Raw genomic sequence first — 18759 nt, 5'->3', positions numbered from 1 at the left:
CCCCGTCCACCAGACACCAGACACCACCGGGAAGGCACCCCCATGACGCGCAGAGTCATCCAGTTCTCCACCGGCAACGTCGGCGAGCACGCCCTGCGAATGCTCATCGAACGACCCGACGTAGAGCTCGTCGGACTCCACGCCAGCAGTCCCGCGAAGATCGGTCGCGACGCCGGCGAGCTCGCCGGGCTCGACGTGACGACGGGGGTGCTGGCCACCGACGACCTCGATGCACTCGTGGCGCTGAACGCCGATTGCGTCGTCTACACGTCGCAGGCCGAAACCCGCGCCCAGGAGGCGATGGCCGAGATCGCCGCCTTCCTGCGCGCCGGCACCAACGTCGTCGGCACGTCGTTCGTCTGGCTCGTCGCGCCCGACCAAGCCGACGAGTGGCTGCGCGAACCCCTCGCCCAGGCCTGCGCCGACGGCGGGTCGACGCTCTACATCAACGGGGTGGACCCGGGCTTCTCCGGCGACACGCTGGTCTATGCAGCGCTGAGCGTGTCCGGGCGCGCCACTGCGATCACCGTGCAGGAGGTCTTTGACTACGGCTCCTACGACGACGCGGAGTTCACCGGCGTCAGCTTCGGCTTCGGCGAGGACCCCGGGCACACGCCGATCCTCTTCCTCCCCGGCGTGCTCTCGTCCATGTGGGGAGCGCAGGTACGCGACCTGGCCGACCTGCTCGGCGTCGAACTCGACGAGGTCCGCGAGCGGCATGAGACGTGGGTCGCAGACGAGCCGATCGACTGCACCATGATGCGCGTAGAACCGGGCAAGGTCGCGGCCATCCGATTCGCCGTCGAAGGGATCCGCGACGGTGCGCCGGTCATCACGATGGAGCACGTCAACCGCCTCACCGAGGCGGCCGCACCGGACTGGCCGTTCCCGCCGGAGGGGCGCCCGGGCGTGCACAGGGTCAAGGTCGACGGGGATCCGGGCGTCGAGATCAACGCTCACGTCGGGACCGACGTCGCCGACCACAACCAGGGCGGCGTGATCGCCACGGCGGCCCGCGCGGTGAACATGATCAATGCGGCGTGCGAGGCGCCCAGCGGTATCGTTGCCGCGCGCGACGTCGCGCCGAGCGACCACGTCCCCGGCCTCATGTGGTGACCAACGGGGTCGGCACGCGCGGAGTGGTTGCTGGCGGGGTGAGCGCGCGGCGGCCCGCGACCGGCAAGCAGGCGCGCGCGGACCGGAGCCGTCAGGCACTGATCGACGAGACCATCCGCTATGTCCTCGACGAGGGGTTCGCGCCGCCGAGTGTCCGGCAGATCGCGGCGCGCGCCGGGGTCACTTGGGGGGCTGTGCAGTACCACTTCGGGGACCTCGACGGGGTTCTGATGGCGGTCGTCGACTCAGGCTTCGACGACTTGCTGCGAATGCTCGACGAGGTGGCGGGCCACATCCCCGACGGTCCCGCGCCTGAGCGCGCCGCCTTCGTCGTCGACGCTGTGTGGCAGACGTTCTCCACCCCGGCTTCGAAGGCGGCCACGGCGATCCTGCTGTCGACGCGGTCGAACCGCACCGCCGAGGCCAACGCGCGCCTGGCCGACATGGCACGCAATCTTGGCGAGATCGGTGTGCGCCTGGCACCCGGGTTGGACCGCGGCGCGGCGGTCGCCCTGGGCAACCTGATCTGGAACACCATCCGCGGCCTGGTCACCGTCGAACTGTTGTGGCCCAAGCCCCTCGATACGGCGGCCGATCTCGCGATGTTGACCGAGGTAGTCGCTAGCTACCTCGAGTCTGCCGGCGGCGCAGCCTAATTCACCCGTTGGCGAACGGGTTGTTCTCGAACCACAGGTTGTCTTCGACGAGACGCTCGCTGCGCCACCCGTCAGGGGTGCGCACCAGTCTGTGGTTGTAGTAGCCGCCGCAGAACGACGTGCCCTCGACACCGGGGATCTGCAGCGGGTTGTAGAACATCGCGCGGACCGTCGCGGTGTCGCCGTCGATCTTGGAGTCGATGTTGAGGACGTAGTGCATCGTCATCGGCAGCAGGACGAGGTTCTTCGACAGCCAGTCGACCGTCTCGTCGAGCGTGCCGGCCTCGCCATGCGGCGCCGACGTGTAGTCGATCCACGCGCCGGGGGTGAACACCGTGCGGTAGAGCTCCCAGTCGCGCGAGTCGACGGCGGTCGCGTAGCGGGTGAGGAGGCGTCGGATCTCCGCCTCGTCGAGTAGGAGTTGCAGGGCAGAATCGTCGACGGTCATGCGGGCATCATGCCAGCAGTGCCGACGGGACCAGGGTGATGTCGAAGGGTTCGGTGAGGGTCACTTCCTCGTCCCCTGCCGCGTGGCCGGCTTGCACGTAGTCCTCATCACGCAACACCCACGCGGTGATCGAAGGCTCGTCGGGGTCGACCACCCAGTAGTTCGCGCATCCCGCCCGACGAAGACGGTCCTTCTTCAGCAGTAGATCGATGCTTCTCGTCGACGGGGAGAGGACCTCCACGGCGAGCGAGGGCGCACCCGGCAGGTCCCGGTCGGTGTACGCGTCCCGGGGAGCGACGAGGAGGTCCGGCTGGATCACCGTGTCCTGCGCGAGCACGACGTCGTACGGAGCGAAGAAGAGTTCCAAGTCGGCCGGACACGCCTCGAGCACGCGTACGACGAGACTCCTGAGCATCCTCTGGTGAATGGTTCGCGGCGCCGGGCTCACGATCAACACCCCATCGAGGAGTTCGTACCGGTGCCCGTCATCGGGCATCGCATCGAGGTCGTCGCGGGTCAGTGCCCGACCCCGCGGCAGGCCCAGCACCTCTGTCGTCATAGCAGTCATCGTAAGCTCCTCCATCCCCCATGGCCACGCAATCTATCGGCCCGCGGCGACGCCCCAGCCCCGCTCAACCGCCCGACGACACCAATCTGTGGAAAACGGAGAACTGTGGAAATCTCCGGCGCAGGTACCTACCCGCCCGCCTGTGATCCTGCGAAGTAGGCGACTTTCACCTGCACCTTCGTCGGCGGGCCGAAGTGGGGGTTGCCCGGACCGAGTTGGCCCATCTCGACGGTCCAATAGGCCTTCGACCGATCGACCGCCGACGTCGCATTCTCGCCCTGTAGCACCACGTCGCTGCCCTGACCCGTGCACGAATACGCCCCGACCATCCCGTCAGAGCGCCCGCCCCATGCGCCACCGACGCGCGCCCGGCAGCGCCTGCCGTCGGCCAGTTCCATCCCCCACGGCTCAGGTTGGGCCAGCGGCTCGGCCTGCAACGGCAGCTTGCCCGACGTGATCCGCCACTCGAGGAGCTCGCGCGACCACGGACCAGTACCGCACAAGAGTTTTACGCCCTCCCCCGGCCAGCACACATCGGGATTCTGCGCCGACGCCCCGCACCCGCCGAACACGCCCATCGTCGTCGCAGCGCGGCTGATCGTCGCATAGTCGCAGTCGATGGTGTTGTCGTCGATCGGCGGCGCGGCATGAAAGCCCTTGGCCGGCTTACCGTCGACGACCGCAACGATCGTCTCGACCTTCGTGCCCTTGTCCGGCCCGGGTCCGGGCGACGTATTGCACGCGGCGAGGAACAGCACACCCATCACGACGAGTAGTAGACGCATGTACCCACTCTCCCACTCCAGTCACGCAGCGCGGATGTGATCAGGCACCGCCGATCGGCGGTGCCTGACGCGAATCCCGTTGCACGAGCGTTAACTCAGGCGAACACCGCCCGCACTGCGTCGGCATCGCCTTCGACGACGAATGGACCATCGTCGACGGTGAGCAGGCCGGCAGCCAGTCCGAGGAGCGGGTGGGCCTCGCCGACGACGACGCCGTCGACGTCCCGGCCGTCGGGCTTGAGGACCTCGAATCCTTTGCGCGTGGCACTGACGAGGACCGTCTCGTCGTCGATGCGCAATCCCACCGTTGCCGACCGCGTCGGTGTGCGACGACCGGCCAGCAGCGCCGGGAGCGCGACGACCAGCCAATCGACCTGGAACTCGTCGTCACCCGGTCCGGGGATCATCAACGGCGTCGACCAACGCACAAGCGCCTCGATGGGTTCGCGAAGGCCGGCACCCCATTCGGTCAGTGCGTATTCGACACCGCCGGACCCCACGCGCTTCTCGAGGACCCCGGACGCCTCTAGGTCGCGCAGACGGTTGGCCAGCAGGTTGGTCGCGATGCCGGGCAGCCCCGCCTGCAACTGCCCATACCGTGCCGGGCCGACGAGGAGTTGACGCACGATCAGCAGGCTCCACCGATCACCCACGACGTCCAATGAGCGCGCAAGGCCGCAGAACTGACCGTATTCCTTCATCTGAACTCCCACTTGACTTTCTAAAGCATTCACTTGATTATATCAAGCACCCTGTTTGAGAGGCACATCATGACCAACACCCTGCGACCCGACTGGGTCGACGACGACCTCTACCCGTTCACGAGCCGCTTCGCAGACGTCGACGGTCATACGCTCCACCACATCGACGAGGGCACCGGCCCGACGCTGCTCTTCGTCCACGGCAACCCCACCTGGTCGTTCCTCTACCGCGACACCATCGCCAACCTGCGGGACGACTTCCGCTGCATCGCCGTCGATCTTCCCGGCTTCGGGCTGTCCACCGCGGCGGCCGGGTTCGGCTATCTGCCCGCCGACCACGCCGACGCGCTCACCGCATTCGTCGACCAGCTCGGCATTAGCGATGCGACTCTGGTCTGCCACGACTGGGGCGGGCCGATCAGTCTCACCGTCGCCACCCGTCGACCCAATGCCTTCTCCCGGTTCGTCATCGCCAACACGGCCGGGTGGCCGGCCGACGATCTCAGCATCAAGCTCGTCTCTCACGCACTGGGCAGCCCGATCGGGCGGCTGTTGATCCAGCGGTTCAATCTGTCAGTCAACGGACTGCTACCCGCGGGGCACCGACTGCGAAAGCTCACCGACGGCGAGATGGCGCACTACCGCAAGGCTCTAGACACCAGTGAGCGACGTATTGGGTCGGCCGTCTTTCCGCGCGAGATCACCGGTAGCCGCGATTTTCTCGCCACCCTCCAGGCGTCACTTCCCGACCTCGCCGACCGTCCCGCACTCATCATCTGGGGCGACGCCGATATCGCATTCGGCGACGACGCGCGGCGGCGCTGGGAAGAAGTCTTCCCCGACCACGAGACGACGATCGTCAAAGGGGGCGGGCACTACGTGCAGTCCGACGCACCTGAGCAGTTCATCGGGGCCATCCGAGACTGGTGCAACCGGGTCTAGTCACCCGCCCAGCAACTCGCGGATGTCGCCCTCGGTGATGCCGGCGCCGAAGAGGTCGCCGTCGTCGACGACGGCGTTGAACAGCTCGCGCTTGCGGTCTTGCAACGCCACGACCTTCTCCTCGATCGTCCCCGCGGACACCAACCGGTACACGGTCACCGGACGCGTCTGCCCGATCCGGTGGGCGCGGTCGACGGCTTGCGCCTCGGCGGCCGGGTTCCACCAGGGGTCGCAGACGAAGCAGTAGTCGGCCTCGGTGAGGTTCAGCCCGAAGCCGCCGGCCTTGAGACTGATCAGGAACACATGGACGCCACCCTCGGTGAACTCGGCGATCGCCGCCGACCGCGCCTTGGCCGTCATCGAACCGTCGAGATAGGCGTAGGCGATCCCCATCTCGTCGAGCCGCTGCCGCACCAACGCCAAGAAGCTCGTGAACTGGCTGAAGACGAGCGCCGAATGCCCCTCGGCGATCAGTTCGGGCAGCTGCTCGGCGAGGTGGTCGATCTTCGCCGACGCAACGTCGGCATCCTTCTCGTCGACGAGTCCGGCGTGCAGGCTCAGCTGCCTCAGCATCGTCAACGACCGGAAGATCTCGAAGCGATTCTTCTCCCAATCCCCCAGCAGCCCAAGGACTTTCTGGCGTTCGCGGTTGAGGCGCGTCTGATAGATCTTCTCGTGCCGCGGGTGCAGGTCCAGCGCGAGCACCTGCTCCTGCTTGGGCGGCAGGTCTTTGACGACCTGCGCCTTGGTGCGCCGCAGCATCACCGGTTTGATGCGCTTGCGCAGCAATGCCAACCGGTCGGGTTCAGTGCCCGACTCGATCGGCTTGCGGAAAAAGTCGGTGAAGGCCCTCGGCGACGGGAAGAGCCCCGGGGCACCCACCGAGAGCAACGCCCACAGTTCCATGAGGCTGTTCTCCATCGGCGTGCCGGTCATCGCGACCTTCATGCCCGCGTTGATCCGCCGCGCACACTGGTGGGTCTTGCCGTTGTGGTTCTTGATGAACTGCGCCTCGTCGAAAAGCACTGCCGCCCAGTCATATTCATCGAAGGCCGCGAACTGCAGGCGGAACAGCGTGTACGACGTCACGACGATCCGCGCGTCGTCGATCTGCTCGTCGATCGGCCCGTCGGTGCGCGGCGACGACACAGCGGCAGCGCTCGCCGACGGCAAGAACTTCTCCGCCTCGCGCACCCAGTTCCCGACGACGCTGGTCGGCGCGATCACCAGGAACCGCAACTCCGGATCACTCTCCAACGCGTACGCCATCAACGACAGCGCCTGCACCGTCTTGCCCAGGCCCATATCGTCGGCGAGGATCCCGCCGATCTGGTTGTCCCACAGGAACGTCAGCCAGTTGTAGCCATCGACCTGGTAGTCGCGCAGTTGCGCCTGCAGGGCTGTGGGCGGTTCGTGGTGCTGGGGCGGCGAAGCCGACGCCAAGCGCGCCATGCGCTGCTGCCACTGCGCCAGATCACCGTCGACCACTCCGAGCGACAGCAGCTCTTCCCACAGCGTCGCGTTGTACGAGTCGCGGCGCACCCGCGAGCCTTCGATCTCGCCGAGCGCCTTCGCCTCGTCAAGCAGCTCGGTCAGCCGCTGCAGCGCAGGGTGGTCGAGCGGGAAGTACGTCCCGTCGTCGAGCAACATGTGCGTGGCCGAACTGTTCAGTTCGACGATGAGCCGGTCCATCGGCACGACAACCCCGTCGACCTCCACCCGCAGGTGCAGGTTGAACCAGTCGTTGCCGCCCACCCCGTCGGCGGTCAGGGTGATGTCGGGTTCGCCCTGCGCCGCACGGAAGCGGTCGCCGTCACCGTCGACCTCGACGCGGATACCGTTCTCGCGCAGCAGCGGCAGGACCTCGTGGCACAGCACGGCAGCATCGATCGGCGAGTAAGTGTAGGTGCGACGCAGCAGGTCGACGTCGGCTCGGCGCGCGGCGTCGGGGACCGTCGGCGCATTCGACAGCACGGTGATCGCATCGACCAGCGACTTACTGCCCGTGCGCCGCAAGTCCTGCTGCATATAGTGGATCGCCTGATTGCGCCACCGGGTGCACACCGCGGCGACGGTCTGCATCGCGTCGCGCACCCCGGCCAGCGCCGCTGTCTCGGCGGCGCGGTCGCGATAGGCGAGGGAGGCCGTTGCACCGTCGACCGGTTTGAGCCGGCCGTTGATGTCATAGGCGGCGCTCCACTGCACACGCGCGCCCTGATCGGAGAGGTCGACGCGCAGCAGCGGGAACGGGCCCAGGATCTCCGGCTTCACCATGGCGTCGTCGTCGATGAGCACAGGCAGTGCCGCAGGCAGGCTGGGGACGACCTCGGTGGCGAACTCGGCGACCTCCTCGTCGGGGATGTGCATCGCCGGCGCGGCCAGCAGCCGTTCCAGCCCGCGATCGTCGCCCGGGGATTCGAAGCGCCCGATGAGCATCACGTCGTCGGCGATCGAGTACATCCCGTGCGGGCGCGGCACACCGATGAGGCCGACCGATCCGCCGTGATAGGCCTCGTGGTTGACGTGGACGAAGGTCGTGACGGTGATCCCGCCGCCGCGTTCGGCGCGCTTGACCTCCAGCCCGACGCCGGAGGTCTTGACCAGCTCGATCTCTGAGACACCCAGCGACGGCGACGGGATGAGCGCGATCCCGGCGTCGCGGGCGTCGGCGAGCAGGTCCCAGATGTCGGGCGGGGAGGCACCCAGCGCGATCGCCCCGGCGTTCTGCGCCTGATAGTTCGTCGAGAAGGCGCGGGCGATGGCCCTGGCCGCACGGAGCTGACGGTCGTCGAACATTTCCGGATCGAACCGGGTCATGATTCCTGGTGTGAAGCCCGACCCGCTGATCGTCGCGTTCCAGGAGATCCCGGTCTTCACCCAGCTCCCGGACTTGCCCGTGGTGAGCAGCGTGATCGTAGGTGCGGGGTGCTGGGCGTAGCGCGTGCTCTTCGGCAGGTGGAACTGGATCGCCAGCGGCGCGACCCCGGCGGGCAGGGCCAATTCGGCCGCCGGCGCGTCGACGCTCAGCCCGCCCAACACCGAGCGCCACGGCGCCTGGACCGGATAACCGGGCGTTGCGGTCGACGGGTCACGGGACTCGGTGATCAGCAGTGCGACGGTGTGCTTGCAGTAATACCCGACCGGACATGAACACCGGGCGTCGACGAGGTCGCGGTGGTGTCCGCGCGGGGCGAAAGCGACCTCGACGTCGTAGATCTCGCCGGACCCGATGCACTTGGCCACGAGGAGCAACTCGTCGGCCGACCACCGGGCGTTCATGATCCGACGATCAGCCGCGTAGCGCGTGCCTCGGGTGATGGTGCCGGCGTCGAATTCGCGCGCCAATTCCCCGGGGCTGTACGAGAGCGGGAGGAATGGCATGGGACCCACCCTAGGCGCTGCCGACGACACCGGGGCGACTCGAGACGGCCGCCTGTGGATAACTGAACGCCTGTGGATAACCACCCCTAGTGGTAAGTCCGCGACTTGGCGAACAAGGAGTGTCAGAGGTCGGGCGTAGCGTCGGAGACGCCCCGATCGAAGACCTCACGAAAGGACCAGTCATGGCCTTCTACACACCGGTCGAACTCACCGTCGACGTCACCGGCGAGAAGCTCGAACTACTCAACTTGCTGCGCGATCAGCGGAACCTGTTCCTGGTCACGGTGCGCAACCTCACCGACGAGCAGGCGCGTCAGCGGACCACTGTCAGCACGCTCACGCTGGGCGGTCTCGCCAAACACCTGGCGACGGGCGAGCAACGAACCGTCTTGGGGATCACCGAGCCCGACGAGAACGCCGTGTTCGACCCGGCTACGCTCGCCGACAACTACACGCTGCTGCCCGACGAGACGCTCGAGCAGTACGTCACCCTGTTCACCGAGAGCGCCGACGCCTACGACCGCGTGATCGCCGAGGCGGACCTCGACACCCTCATCCCGATGCCGACGACACCGTGGGCACCCGAACGCGAGTGGCTCTCAATACGCACGCTGGTGGTCAACAAGCTCCGCGAGACTGCGCACCACTGCGGCCATGCCGACATCATCCGCGAAGCACTCGACGGCCAGACAACCATGGCCGCCATCTCCGAAGGCCAGCCGTGGGCCGACGAGGATTGGATCTGAGGACACCGGCGTTGATGCCGCCTGCCCTCAGCCCGCGCACCGAGCCGTGAGTCGCGCCGGTTGAGCGCCGGCCGGCCCTTAGCTCAGCGGCCCAGTCGGTAGTTCGCGGCGGACCAGCTTGCCGGTGGGGTTGCGCGGCAGCGAGTCGACGAAGATCACGTCGCGCGGCACCTTGTAGCGCGCGAGGTTGGCCTTCACATGCGCCTTGATCCCGTCCTCGGTCGGGGCCTCTTCGCCTTCGGCCGGGACGATGAAGGCGCGCAGCCGCTTGCCGAACTCCTCGTCGTCGACGCCGATCACTGCCACGTCGGCAACACCGTCGTGGGCGGCGAGAAGGTTCTCGACCTCCTGCGGGTACAGGTTCTCGCCGCCGGAGACGATCATGTCGTCGTCGCGACCGGCGATGTGCCACAGGCCGTTGTCGTCGACGAACGCCATGTCGCCCGAGGACATGTGGCCGTCGATGACCTGCTTGGTCCGGCCGTCGGTGTAGCCCTCGAAGGGTGCACCGTTGCGGACGAACAGGCGGCCCGGGGTGTTGGTGGCAGTGATGCGCTTGTCGTTGTCGTCGTAGAGGCGCAGGTAGCTCGACACCGGCGCCTTACCGATCGTGCCCGGCGACTGTCGCAGGTCCTGCGGCGTTGCGACCGAGACGACGGCCACCTCCGTCGACCCGTACAGGTTGTACAGCGTGTCACCGAAGGTGTCCTGCCACCGCTCGCACAGGGCCGGCGGCAGCGCCGAGCCGGCGACGACCACCGTCTTCAGCGAGGACGTGTCGTAGCTCTTGATGACGTCGTCGCCCAGGGCGAGGATGCGGTAGAGCATGGTCGGTACGGCGACGAGGACCTCGGCCTTGTTGTCCGCGATCGCGGCGAGGGTCTTCTCCGGGTTGAACCGGCGCATGAGGACGGCGGTGTTGCCCAGCGCGGTCAGGATGCCCCAAAGCGCCCAGCCGGTGGAGTGGAAGATCGGCGAGACGATGACGGCCGCCTTGCGCTGCGGCAGCGGGATGCGGTCGAGGACCAGGGCACCGGCGAACGGTGAGATCTTGGAGCGACGCGCGCCCTTTGGCAGTCCGGTCGTGCCGCTGGTGAGGATGACGAAGCCGGCGAATTCCTCGGGCCGCGGCGGAACGGAGGTGTTGCCGTGGGTGGCAAGGTCCTCGACCACGCGGACGCCTGCCGGTGCCGCGGTGTCGACCCAGGTGAGGTAGCGCTTCTCGGCGGGGAAGTCTTCGACCAGCCCGCTGAACTCCTCGTCGTAGAACACGGCCTTGAGGCCCTCACGTGCGGCCACCTCGTTGAACTGCGGCTTGCCGAAGCCGGTGTTCATCATGGCCAGGCGCACTCCGGCGCGGCCGGTGGCGGCGATCAGCGTGAGCAGACCGCGGTGGTCGCGCGCGATGATCCCGACGATGTCGCCCTTACCGAGACCGTCGGCGTGCAGCTGGTTGGCGATGGCGTTGGCCCGGGCATCGAACTCGGCGTAGGTCAGGGGGCCCGCCTCATCGACGATCGCGAGCTGGTTCGGGCACTCCAACGCATACTTCTCGACCACCGACGCGATCGGGCCGATCTGTTCACCGAGCTTGGCCAATTCGACGGTCTTCTTGGGCTTGCGCAGGTCCAGGACACCAGCGCCCTGCAAGACCTTGACGGCCCCGATGAGATCGGAGACCTGCTCGAACATGTTCCGCAACGAGGGCATGACACCTCTTCTTTCTGACTACGCGCGTTGTCTGAATCTGATTTTAGCGGTATGTGATGGGCACCACGCTACCCGGGGCCGCCTCCCTTTCCAGCCCCGGGGCAGACCTCGAGCACCATCACCAGGTTGGTCGCCGCGACCTCCCGCAACCCCGGGACCCGCAGCACCCACCACAGCGCCCGCGGCACGTACCTGGGGAACGCGCCGACAAGTCGGGCCCCGCGCGCCGACCGCCCCCAGGCCAGCCCCTGGGCCGCGGTCACCGCGAATAGGGATTCGCCGTAGAGGTTCTTGGGCGGATGCCCGTGGCGGCGGGTGTAGCGCGCCGCCGCGCGGTGCCCACCCAGGTAGTGCGACAGCCCCATCTCGTGGCCGCCGAACGGTCCCCACCACAGGGTGTAACTGAGGATCACCGTGCCACCCGGGCGTGTCACACGGATCATCTCGTCGGCCATCTCCCACGGTCGGGGGGTGTGCTCGACGACGTTGGACGAGAGGCACACGTCCACCGATCCGTCGGCGAACGGCAGCGCCTCCCCCGACGCGCGGACGGTCGTGCGGTGGGCCAGACCCGCAGCCCGCAGCTCCCCGGCGTCGGGGTCGACCGCCAGGTAGTGCGCCCCACGCTCGGCAAACGCGTCGGCGAAGTAGCCGGGCCCGCCCCCGACGTCGAGCACGACCGCACCGTCGATCCCGACCACCGCGTCGACCATCGTCGCCGTGTCGCGCGCCAAGGCTCCATAGAAGCGAGCGGGATCGGACTGTTCGTAGCGGAAGTCGCGCAACAGTCCCACGGCCCGCCGCCACGTCGCGAGCCGGCGCATCCGGTCAAGCACGCGGGTCGCCGTTTCCAACGCGGGCGACCACGCCGTCGATGAACAACTCCAGCGCGTAGGCGAACTCGGCGTCGAGCGAGCGCGGATACTCCGTGACCCCGCTCAGCGCGGGAAAACGCTCCGGATCGAGCGATGCGTAATACTCGCGGACCTCCTCGACGATGGCGACCTCGTCGTCGGCGCCCTGCACCGCCGACCCGACGACCAGCCGTCCCAGCGCCGCATACGTGTCGGCCGCGTCCGCGGGGGCCAAGCCGTCACGGATCATCTGTTGGATCCCAGCCTCCTGCCGGAACAGTGCCACCGGGCCGACAGGTCGCTGCAATAGGAACAATCGAGCAGCCGCGGGGTGGCGACGCAGGACACGGAAGCTGGTCCCCGCGCCGATCCGGATCCGCTCGGCTAGGTGCTCGACGCCGGGCCGCGACGACGATCCCTGCAGCTCCTGCGCCAATTCCGTCATCGTCTCGCCCATCAGGCGGTCGACGATCAGCGCCTCCAACTCCTCCTTGCCACCAGGCAGTTGGCGGTACAGGGTCGCCGTCGACGAGTCGAGAGCGGCGGCCAGCGAGCGCATCGACAGGGCGTCGGCACCACCCTCGTCGAGCAGCGTCACCGCCGTCTCAAGGATCTGCTCGAGCGACCGCGACGGCCGACCACGACGACGCCCCCTGCGCCTCGAATCCGCCTCTCGGCGCTCCCACCAGCGCGGCGAACCGGGCACGGCAGTCGCGTCGTCGGTCACGACAGAAACCTTAGTCGCCGCCCAGCCTGCGTATCCTGGTCCCGTTATGTCGCACCCCGCCCGCACCCCCGCCGTCGCGCTGTTGTGCTGGCGCGACCTCGACCACCCGCAGGGCGGCGGGAGCGAGCTGTACATCCAGCGCGTCGGTGCCGAACTGGCCCGGCGGGGCATGCGGGTCACGCTGCTCACCGCGGGCTTCCCCGGTTGCGACGATGAGACCGTCGTCGACGGGGTTCGCATCGTGCGGCGCGGTGGGCGGTTGTCGGTCTATCCGCGGGCCGTCGGGATGTTGCTGGGCGCGCGGATCGGCGTCGGCCCGTTGCGCGGCTTTGCCCCCGACGTCATCGTTGACACCCAGAACGGTGTCCCCTTCTTCGCATCCCTGGTGTCGCGGCGGACCGTCGTTTTGGTCCACCACTGCCACCGCGAGCAGTGGCCGGTCGCGGGGCCGGCGCTGTCGCGACTCGGGTGGTGGATCGAGTCACGCCTGTCGCCGTGGGTGCACCGGCGTCGGCGGTATGTGACGGTGTCACGGCCGTCGCGAGCCGAGTTAGTCGGACTCGGCGTCGACGGGGAGCGGATCTCGGTCGTCCGCGCCGGGATCGATCCGGTGCCGGTCGTCGATTCGGCGCGCACAGATGGCTTGGTTGCGACCGTTGGGGCCGCGCCTGCTCCGGGTCCAGAATCGGCCGGACCGCGCATCGTCGTGCTGTCACGGTTGGTGCCACACAAGCAGATCGAGCATGCGCTCGACGTGTTGGCCGCGCTGCGCGACGAGGTCGAGGACTTGTCGATGGACATCGTCGGCGGCGGTTGGTGGGACGAGCAGTTGAAGGCCTACGCGCGGGAGTTGGGTGCGGCGGACCGCGTCGTGTTCCACGGGCATGTTTCGCAGCAGCGCAAGCATGAATTGCTCGCGGGGGCGCGAGTCCACCTCATGCCGTCGCGCAAGGAGGGGTGGGGCATCGCGGTGGTGGAGGCCGCCCAGCACGGCGTCCCGACCGTTGGATATCGCGCCTCGGCCGGACTCACCGACTCGATCGACGACGGTGTGACGGGACTCCTCGTCGACGGTCGTGAGGAACTGATCGCCGCGACGCGAAAGCTGTTGGAGAATCCGGGATTCGCCGGGCAGCTAGGCGATGCCGCCCGCGACGCCGCGACGGGCTACTCCTGGTCGGCCACGGCCGACGGATTCACCGAGGTCTTCGCCGAGGTCAATCCCGACGTCGCCTGGTAGTCGGGACGTATCGAGACCCCGCAAGCAGACATGCCAAGACGAGCACAGCCAGCCAAACCAGGTGCAAGACGATCATCGTCGCGCGATGAACCGGCGAAGCACCGGGAACGATCACCGGGTTCTCCACCCGATAGAGCGTGAGGTAGTCGCCCCGGAAAACCGGTGTGGCCGAGTCGAATCCCGACGGCCGACCGTTGCGCTCCGGTTCCTCCACGAGGACCCATCCGACGCCGTGTGAGGCCAGCTCCTTCGGCCCGGCCCCCTCCTCCAGCGCCAGTCGCACTTGCGCCCCCCGCGTCGAGGGATCCGCGTCGACGGGCTTCCCGTCGACCTCCAACTCCCCGTCCTCCAGGACCGGCGCGCGCAGTAGTCGGCGCGCGGGGTCGAGGCTCTGCGTCGGCGCGAAGGAATAGTCGCGGGTCATTCCCGTCGGCCACAGCGCGACTGCCCCTTGGTCGTCGGGGATCATCTGGGCCACGGCCTGCCAGTCGGACGGGAGGTCGACGGGGTGCAGACGCAGCGCCGCGTCGGGCAAGGGTCCGACGGTCAGCAGCGCGACAGCCGCGAAGGCGAACCCGACGGGCACGAGGCGCGTCAGCGCCCCGACCGCCCCGGCGACGCCGATCGCGACGGCGGGTAGCAGTAGCGCGAGGAACTTCTGGGTGTCGCGCAGCAGCCCGGCACCGGGTACGTGTTCGAGGAGCGCCGACATCACGGCGAGGCCGGGTGTGGTGGAGGCGAAGACCGCCAGGGCTGTCGTGAGCAGGGCGAGTACTGCCGCGACGACGAGGAGCACGCGGGCCGACGAGGTTGGCAAGTCACCTCGCGCGGTCTCGATACGCCCCACTCGTTCCTCGCGGAGCACTCGACCACCGACGGACCACCACCCCGCGCCAACGACGGCGAGCAACAGGACCGTCGCGACGGCGCCCCACCAAGTCGTCCGACTGCCCGGCACCGCGTCGGCGTTCCAGATCCCGCCCATGCCCAACGCGGTGAGGACACGCCCCAAGCCGGGCTCGGCGCGCAGCGCGAACGCTTCGGCGCCACCGGGATCGCCGGTCGTCGGGGACTGGTTCAGCACCGTCGCCACCAGCCACGGCAGTGCGCCGACGACGACGGGGATGATCGCCGCGGCTGACCGTCGCAGATCTTTCCGCCATGCCAACGGCACGATCACGGCGGCGACGACCACAATCGCCGCGAGCAGCGACCCCGTCGGAGTCAGACCGGCACCGACGACCGCAGCCCACAGCAGCGGCCACCCACCCCTCTCATCGGACCAAATGCGTTGCGCGGCAACAAGAACCCACGGGATCGCGGCATAGCCTGCGATGAGACTCCACTGCCCCTGCATCAACCGCTCCGCCACCCACGGGTTCCACACCGCGACCAGCCCCGCGGCACACGGAGGCGCCCAACCTGGAACGAGCCGCGACACCAAGACCCCGGCACCGAGTCCGCCGAGCGCCAACGAGATCCACGTCATCGCGATGAGGACGAGGGTCCCCGGCACTGCCGCACTGGCCATCGCAAGCAAGCCATCTTGCGGGACCGCGCGGGCTGGGGCGTCGCCGAGGCCCAGCGCGGCGTCGGTGAGATACGAGCGCGGCGTCGACACCGCGTCGCGCATCAGCAGCGGACCGCCGCGCAACGCCGCGCCCAGGACGAGCGCACTGCTCACCGCACTGACTGCGAGCAGTGGGCGCACCCGGATCCCCTAGTAGTGGTAGGTGTCCGACGGTGCGGCGCGGTGGCCGGCCTCGTCGGTGGCGTAGCTACTCGACGTGATGCCGTAGGAGCGGGCGAGGTCGAGGATCTTCGTGGCGCGGGCGATGCGCGGGAGGTCGGAGCCGTTGCGGATCTCGCCACCGTCGCGGTCGAATTCGGCGAAGAACTCGCGCGCCCAGTTGATGTCGTCCTGCGACGGCGAGAGCCCCTCGTTGACCGGGGCGCACTGCTCGGGGGTCAGGCAGATCTTGCCGGTCATGCCGAACTCGACGCTGACCGACGTGGCCTCCGAGAGCTTCAGTGCGCTGGAACCAACCGTCGGGCCGTCGATGGCACTGGGCAGATGCGCCGCCTTCGCCGCGATGGTGAATCGCGACCGCGCGTACGCCAGGGTCAGCGGGTTCTCACCGAAGCCGGTGTCGCGACGGAAGTCGCCGATACCGAACGCCAGGCGGAAGGTGCCCTTGGCCGATGCGATCTCACCGATCCGCTCGAGGCCGCGCGCCGTCTCGACGAGGGCGACGATCGGCACGTTCGGCAACCGGGCGGCCGTCTCGGTGACATGGTCCATCGACTCGACCATCGCGAGCATGACCCCACCGATGGGGGTCTTCGCCAGTGCCGCGAGATCGTCGGCCCACCACGGCGTACCGAACCCGTTGATACGCACCCAGTCCGGGTTGCCCTCGCTGATCCAGCGAACCGCGTTGTCACGCGCGCTGACCTTGTCCTTCGGGGCCACCGCGTCCTCGATGTCGATCACGACGATGTCGGCGCGCGACCGCGCGGCCGGCTCGAAGCGCTCGTACTGGGCGCCGTTGACGAGGAGCCAGCTGCGGGCGAGCACGGGATCGATGCGCGACCCGACGTCGTCGGTGTCGGGGCTGGTCACGAATTCTTGGTCATACACACCGTCTATCGTCGCCCATCGGTCCTGGCGATGCCAAAGCGGCCACGGTGACCAGGCACACTGAACGGCGTGAGTGCAGGTGGCGCGGTGCGGTCGGTGGGGGCGGTGACCGTCGGTGCGATGGTCGCCAACATCGCCGCGTACCTGGTCGCCATTCCGGCCAGCCGCGTGCTGGGAGCCACCGACTACGGGGTGTTCGGGGTGGTCATGGCCGCAATGGTGGTCGTGGCGGCGCCGTCGTTGGCGGTGCAGGCGGTGATTGCGCGCGAGGTCGTGCGCGGACGGTCGGGGCTGGTGCGGCTCGGTGTGCAAACGGCAGTACTGGTCGCGGTGTTCTCGCTGGTCGCGGGTGCGGTGCTGGTTCCGTTGACGCGGGTGCCGGTGGCGGCCGCCGCGGCCGGGATGGTGATGGCGCCGCTGATCACGCTGACCGCCGCGGCACAGGGGTTCCTGCAGGGCCGAGCGGAGTTCCGGCGGCTCGGTTGGCTCTTGGGGCTGGTGGGAGTCTTGCGGTCGGGACCGATGATCGCCGCGCTGCTGTTGGGGGCGTCAGCCACTGTGGCGCTGTGGGTGGGGGCGGTCGGCACGCTGATTTCGACGGCTTTCGCGTGGGGGCTGCTGAAAAAGTCCCCCTCGGCCCCCGCCGAGGGCAATATTCCCTCCGCTGCTCACCAGGGGAGCTTCTTCAGCAGTAGATCCGACGTCTGGAGCGTCCTGGGCGCATCACAGGTGCAGTTGGCCCTGCTGGTGGCGGTGTCGATCGACCTTCTGCTTGCCCGCGTCGTGCTCTCCGATGCCGACGCGGGCGTCTATGCGCTCGGCGCGATCGCGACGAAGGCCGCATTCTGGCTGCCGCAGGCGATCGGGACCGTGGTCTATCCGCGTCTGGCCACACCGGAACGGCGGGCGCAGTCGTTGCGCATTGCCGTCGGGGTGGTGTCGGGGATCGGCGGGATGACGGTCGTGGGCACGTGGCTGGTCTCGCCCCTGGTCCCGCGCATCGTGGGCGACGAGTACCGGCCACTGACAGGCATCTTCTGGTTGTTCGCCCTGACCGGGGCCATCCTGGCCGTCTTGGGCTTGCTCCTCTTGGCGGTCATCGCCGCGCAGCGCACCGTCGTCGGGATCGTCGTGTGGGTGTCGGTCGCTGTTGAGGCCGCGGTGATCCTGCTGTGGGCCGATTCGGTGACGTCGCTGGTCGTGATCGCGGTGTCGGCGGCCGCGGTGATGACCGGGATCTGCCTGGCGCTCGCCCGATCCGCAAGCTAGATCCAACTCGGCGAGGGTTTGCCCACTCCGACGGCTGTTGGCGAGCTACGCGCGCTGTTGGATCTACTCGGTCACGGCAGAAAGTAGTCATTGAGGGTCACCATCTGCAGCTTGCGCCGACGGATGATGCGCGTGAAGTCGCCGAACACTTGGGTGACCGGGTCGTGGTTGGCGTGGCCGATGACGATGCGCTGAGCACGGAAATACTTGCGTGCCATGCCGATGAGGAACTTCTCGGTCACCAGGCCGGAGTCGGCGATCGACCCGTCCCACAGGGTGGGCATCGTGTAGCCGAGGTCGGCGGCGACCTTGTCGACTTGGGCATTGCGGTAGCCAAACGGCGGGCGGTAGTAGGGGGTGCCGTCAACGCCATATGTGTTGCGCAGGAATCGTTTGGTGCGTCCCAGCTCGTCGGCGATGCCACGGGCGCTCAGCGAGGTCAGGTCCGCATGACTCCAGCTGTGGTTGCCCAACTGGACCTGCCCGGATTCGACGAGGGGCGCTAAGGCGGCTTTGTTCTCGCGCCAGCTGTCGTATTGGCCGGTGACGAAGAAGGTGAAGCGCGCTCCGGTGGTTTTCGCGAATTCGCAGTACGCGCCGACAACCTCCGAGCTCGCACCATCGTCGACGGTCAGCGCGAGTGCTCGCCCCTTGCCGGGCAGCGCAGTGATCGGGGTGTCCGGCAGCGGTATCCGCGTCGACGGCAAGGGGCCGTCGAGGGGCAGTCGCGACGGGGGCGGACTCAGCGTCGGGGATATCGGATAGGCGACTTCGCTGGGACTAGCCCCGTCGTCTTTCGGCGCGCAAGCCGTGAGCGCCCCCGCTGTTCCGGCGGCCAAGGTCGCGAGGAACATCCTTCTGTCCACACCCGAACACTATCCGACAAAACGGACATCGCTAAGCAGGGAGACGCCGCACGGCGACGTCGAGCAACCATTGCCACGAAGGCGCGCCGCCTTCACCAGAACAGCACTG

The 18759-nt window shown here is 68.1% G+C and carries 17 protein-coding genes; 6 read left to right on the top strand and 11 right to left on the bottom strand.

Translation table 11 applies throughout. From position 1 onward, the window contains the following. Nucleotides 1-42 precede the first annotated feature (42 nt). Nucleotides 43-1116 carry a dihydrodipicolinate reductase gene (locus B4L26_RS15790; protein ID WP_290720262.1) on the top strand — a complete coding sequence of 358 codons (1074 nt, stop codon included), beginning with the start codon at nucleotides 43-45 and terminating at the stop codon, nucleotides 1114-1116. Next, nucleotides 1113-1772, top strand: a complete 660-nt coding sequence (locus B4L26_RS15785) for a TetR/AcrR family transcriptional regulator (RefSeq protein WP_290720260.1) — start codon at nucleotides 1113-1115, stop codon at nucleotides 1770-1772. Before B4L26_RS15790 ends, B4L26_RS15785 begins: the two co-directional genes overlap by 4 nt. 1 nt (nucleotide 1773) lies before the next feature. Here B4L26_RS15785 and B4L26_RS15780 read toward each other — a convergent pair whose 3' ends face one another. From B4L26_RS15780 to B4L26_RS15765, 4 genes are all read right to left on the bottom strand, one after another. Then, entirely contained in the window at nucleotides 1774-2220 is a 447-nt protein-coding gene (locus tag B4L26_RS15780; protein ID WP_290720258.1) for a nuclear transport factor 2 family protein, read from the bottom strand. A gap of 7 nt (nucleotides 2221-2227) precedes the next feature. Further along, nucleotides 2228-2788 (bottom strand): Uma2 family endonuclease, encoded by a 561-nt coding sequence (locus tag B4L26_RS15775; protein WP_290720256.1) that lies wholly within the window; start codon nucleotides 2786-2788, stop codon nucleotides 2228-2230. Nucleotides 2789-2916: 128 nt separating this feature from the next. Further along, the gene (locus tag B4L26_RS15770; protein ID WP_290720254.1) at nucleotides 2917-3573 is read right to left on the bottom strand and encodes a hypothetical protein; all 657 of its coding nucleotides are present in this window, start codon (nucleotides 3571-3573) and stop codon (nucleotides 2917-2919) included. Nucleotides 3574-3668: 95 nt separating this feature from the next. Then, nucleotides 3669-4274 (bottom strand): winged helix-turn-helix transcriptional regulator, encoded by a 606-nt coding sequence (locus tag B4L26_RS15765; protein ID WP_290720253.1) that lies wholly within the window; start codon nucleotides 4272-4274, stop codon nucleotides 3669-3671. Nucleotides 4275-4343: 69 nt separating this feature from the next. Between B4L26_RS15765 and B4L26_RS15760 the strand changes: the two genes are divergently transcribed. Next, nucleotides 4344-5216 carry an alpha/beta fold hydrolase gene (locus tag B4L26_RS15760; RefSeq protein WP_290720252.1) on the top strand — a complete coding sequence of 291 codons (873 nt, stop codon included), beginning with the start codon at nucleotides 4344-4346 and terminating at the stop codon, nucleotides 5214-5216. Here the strand turns inward: B4L26_RS15760 and B4L26_RS15755 are convergent, their stop codons facing one another. Beyond that, nucleotides 5217-8597 (bottom strand): DEAD/DEAH box helicase, encoded by a 3381-nt coding sequence (locus B4L26_RS15755; protein ID WP_290720250.1) that lies wholly within the window; start codon nucleotides 8595-8597, stop codon nucleotides 5217-5219. 182 nt (nucleotides 8598-8779) lie between these two features. Here B4L26_RS15755 and B4L26_RS15750 point away from each other — a divergent pair, with 182 nt between their 5' ends. After that, entirely contained in the window at nucleotides 8780-9343 is a 564-nt protein-coding gene (locus B4L26_RS15750; protein ID WP_290720248.1) for a DUF664 domain-containing protein, read from the top strand. Between the two features lie 78 nt (nucleotides 9344-9421). Here the strand turns inward: B4L26_RS15750 and B4L26_RS15745 are convergent, their stop codons facing one another. The 3 genes from B4L26_RS15745 to B4L26_RS15735 form a co-directional block, all read right to left on the bottom strand. Continuing rightward, entirely contained in the window at nucleotides 9422-11053 is a 1632-nt protein-coding gene (locus B4L26_RS15745) for an acyl-CoA synthetase (RefSeq protein ID WP_290720247.1), read from the bottom strand. A 68-nt stretch (nucleotides 11054-11121) separates the two neighbouring features. Further along, nucleotides 11122-11877: a class I SAM-dependent methyltransferase gene (locus tag B4L26_RS15740; RefSeq protein WP_290720324.1), complete on the bottom strand. Its 756-nt coding sequence runs from the start codon at nucleotides 11875-11877 to the stop codon at nucleotides 11122-11124. A gap of 4 nt (nucleotides 11878-11881) precedes the next feature. Beyond that, entirely contained in the window at nucleotides 11882-12634 is a 753-nt protein-coding gene (locus B4L26_RS15735; RefSeq protein WP_290720246.1) for a TetR/AcrR family transcriptional regulator, read from the bottom strand. 46 nt (nucleotides 12635-12680) lie between these two features. Here B4L26_RS15735 and B4L26_RS15730 point away from each other — a divergent pair, with 46 nt between their 5' ends. Beyond that, nucleotides 12681-13874, top strand: coding sequence for a glycosyltransferase family 4 protein (locus B4L26_RS15730; RefSeq protein ID WP_290720245.1), 1194 nt, complete (start codon nucleotides 12681-12683; stop codon nucleotides 13872-13874). Here the strand turns inward: B4L26_RS15730 and B4L26_RS15725 are convergent. Both B4L26_RS15725 and B4L26_RS15720 read right to left on the bottom strand, forming a co-directional pair. After that, nucleotides 13852-15585, bottom strand: a complete 1734-nt coding sequence (locus B4L26_RS15725; RefSeq protein WP_290720243.1) for a hypothetical protein — start codon at nucleotides 15583-15585, stop codon at nucleotides 13852-13854. The two genes, B4L26_RS15730 and B4L26_RS15725, sit on opposite strands and share 23 nt — an antisense overlap. Before the next feature lie 9 nt (nucleotides 15586-15594). Then, the gene (locus B4L26_RS15720) at nucleotides 15595-16515 is read right to left on the bottom strand and encodes an HpcH/HpaI aldolase/citrate lyase family protein (RefSeq protein WP_290720241.1); all 921 of its coding nucleotides are present in this window, start codon (nucleotides 16513-16515) and stop codon (nucleotides 15595-15597) included. Between the two features lie 69 nt (nucleotides 16516-16584). Between B4L26_RS15720 and B4L26_RS15715 the strand changes: the two genes are divergently transcribed. Beyond that, a complete protein-coding gene (locus tag B4L26_RS15715; protein ID WP_290720239.1) occupies nucleotides 16585-17784 on the top strand; it encodes a polysaccharide biosynthesis protein in 1200 nt (399 codons plus the stop codon). 71 nt (nucleotides 17785-17855) lie between these two features. Here B4L26_RS15715 and B4L26_RS15710 read toward each other — a convergent pair whose 3' ends face one another. Then, the gene (locus tag B4L26_RS15710; protein WP_290720237.1) at nucleotides 17856-18650 is read right to left on the bottom strand and encodes a polysaccharide deacetylase family protein; all 795 of its coding nucleotides are present in this window, start codon (nucleotides 18648-18650) and stop codon (nucleotides 17856-17858) included. Nucleotides 18651-18759: the final 109 nt, after the last annotated feature.

The sequence above is a fragment of the Gordonia sp. UBA7599 genome (assembly GCA_002477755.1).
Lineage (GTDB): Bacteria > Actinomycetota > Actinomycetes > Mycobacteriales > Mycobacteriaceae > Gordonia.
The sequence above is the reverse complement of the archived record's forward strand: the minus strand, read 5'-3'. Positions and strand labels throughout refer to the sequence as shown.

Excerpts from the sequence above, each read along its gene's own strand:
- B4L26_RS15760 (WP_290720252.1), top strand. The coding sequence starts at position 4,344 with ATGACCAACACCCTGCGACCCGACTGGGTCGACGACGACCTCTACCCG.
- B4L26_RS15765 (WP_290720253.1), bottom strand. The coding sequence starts at position 4,274 with ATGAAGGAATACGGTCAGTTCTGCGGCCTTGCGCGCTCATTGGACGTC.
- B4L26_RS15790 (WP_290720262.1), top strand. The coding sequence starts at position 43 with ATGACGCGCAGAGTCATCCAGTTCTCCACCGGCAACGTCGGCGAGCAC.
- B4L26_RS15755 (WP_290720250.1), bottom strand. The coding sequence starts at position 8,597 with ATGCCATTCCTCCCGCTCTCGTACAGCCCCGGGGAATTGGCGCGCGAA.
- B4L26_RS15750 (WP_290720248.1), top strand. The coding sequence starts at position 8,780 with ATGGCCTTCTACACACCGGTCGAACTCACCGTCGACGTCACCGGCGAG.
- B4L26_RS15730 (WP_290720245.1), top strand. The coding sequence starts at position 12,681 with ATGTCGCACCCCGCCCGCACCCCCGCCGTCGCGCTGTTGTGCTGGCGC.
- B4L26_RS15775 (WP_290720256.1), bottom strand. The coding sequence starts at position 2,788 with ATGACTGCTATGACGACAGAGGTGCTGGGCCTGCCGCGGGGTCGGGCA.
- B4L26_RS15740 (WP_290720324.1), bottom strand. The coding sequence starts at position 11,877 with ATGCGCCGGCTCGCGACGTGGCGGCGGGCCGTGGGACTGTTGCGCGAC.
- B4L26_RS15770 (WP_290720254.1), bottom strand. The coding sequence starts at position 3,573 with ATGCGTCTACTACTCGTCGTGATGGGTGTGCTGTTCCTCGCCGCGTGC.
- B4L26_RS15745 (WP_290720247.1), bottom strand. The coding sequence starts at position 11,053 with ATGCCCTCGTTGCGGAACATGTTCGAGCAGGTCTCCGATCTCATCGGG.
- B4L26_RS15780 (WP_290720258.1), bottom strand. The coding sequence starts at position 2,220 with ATGACCGTCGACGATTCTGCCCTGCAACTCCTACTCGACGAGGCGGAG.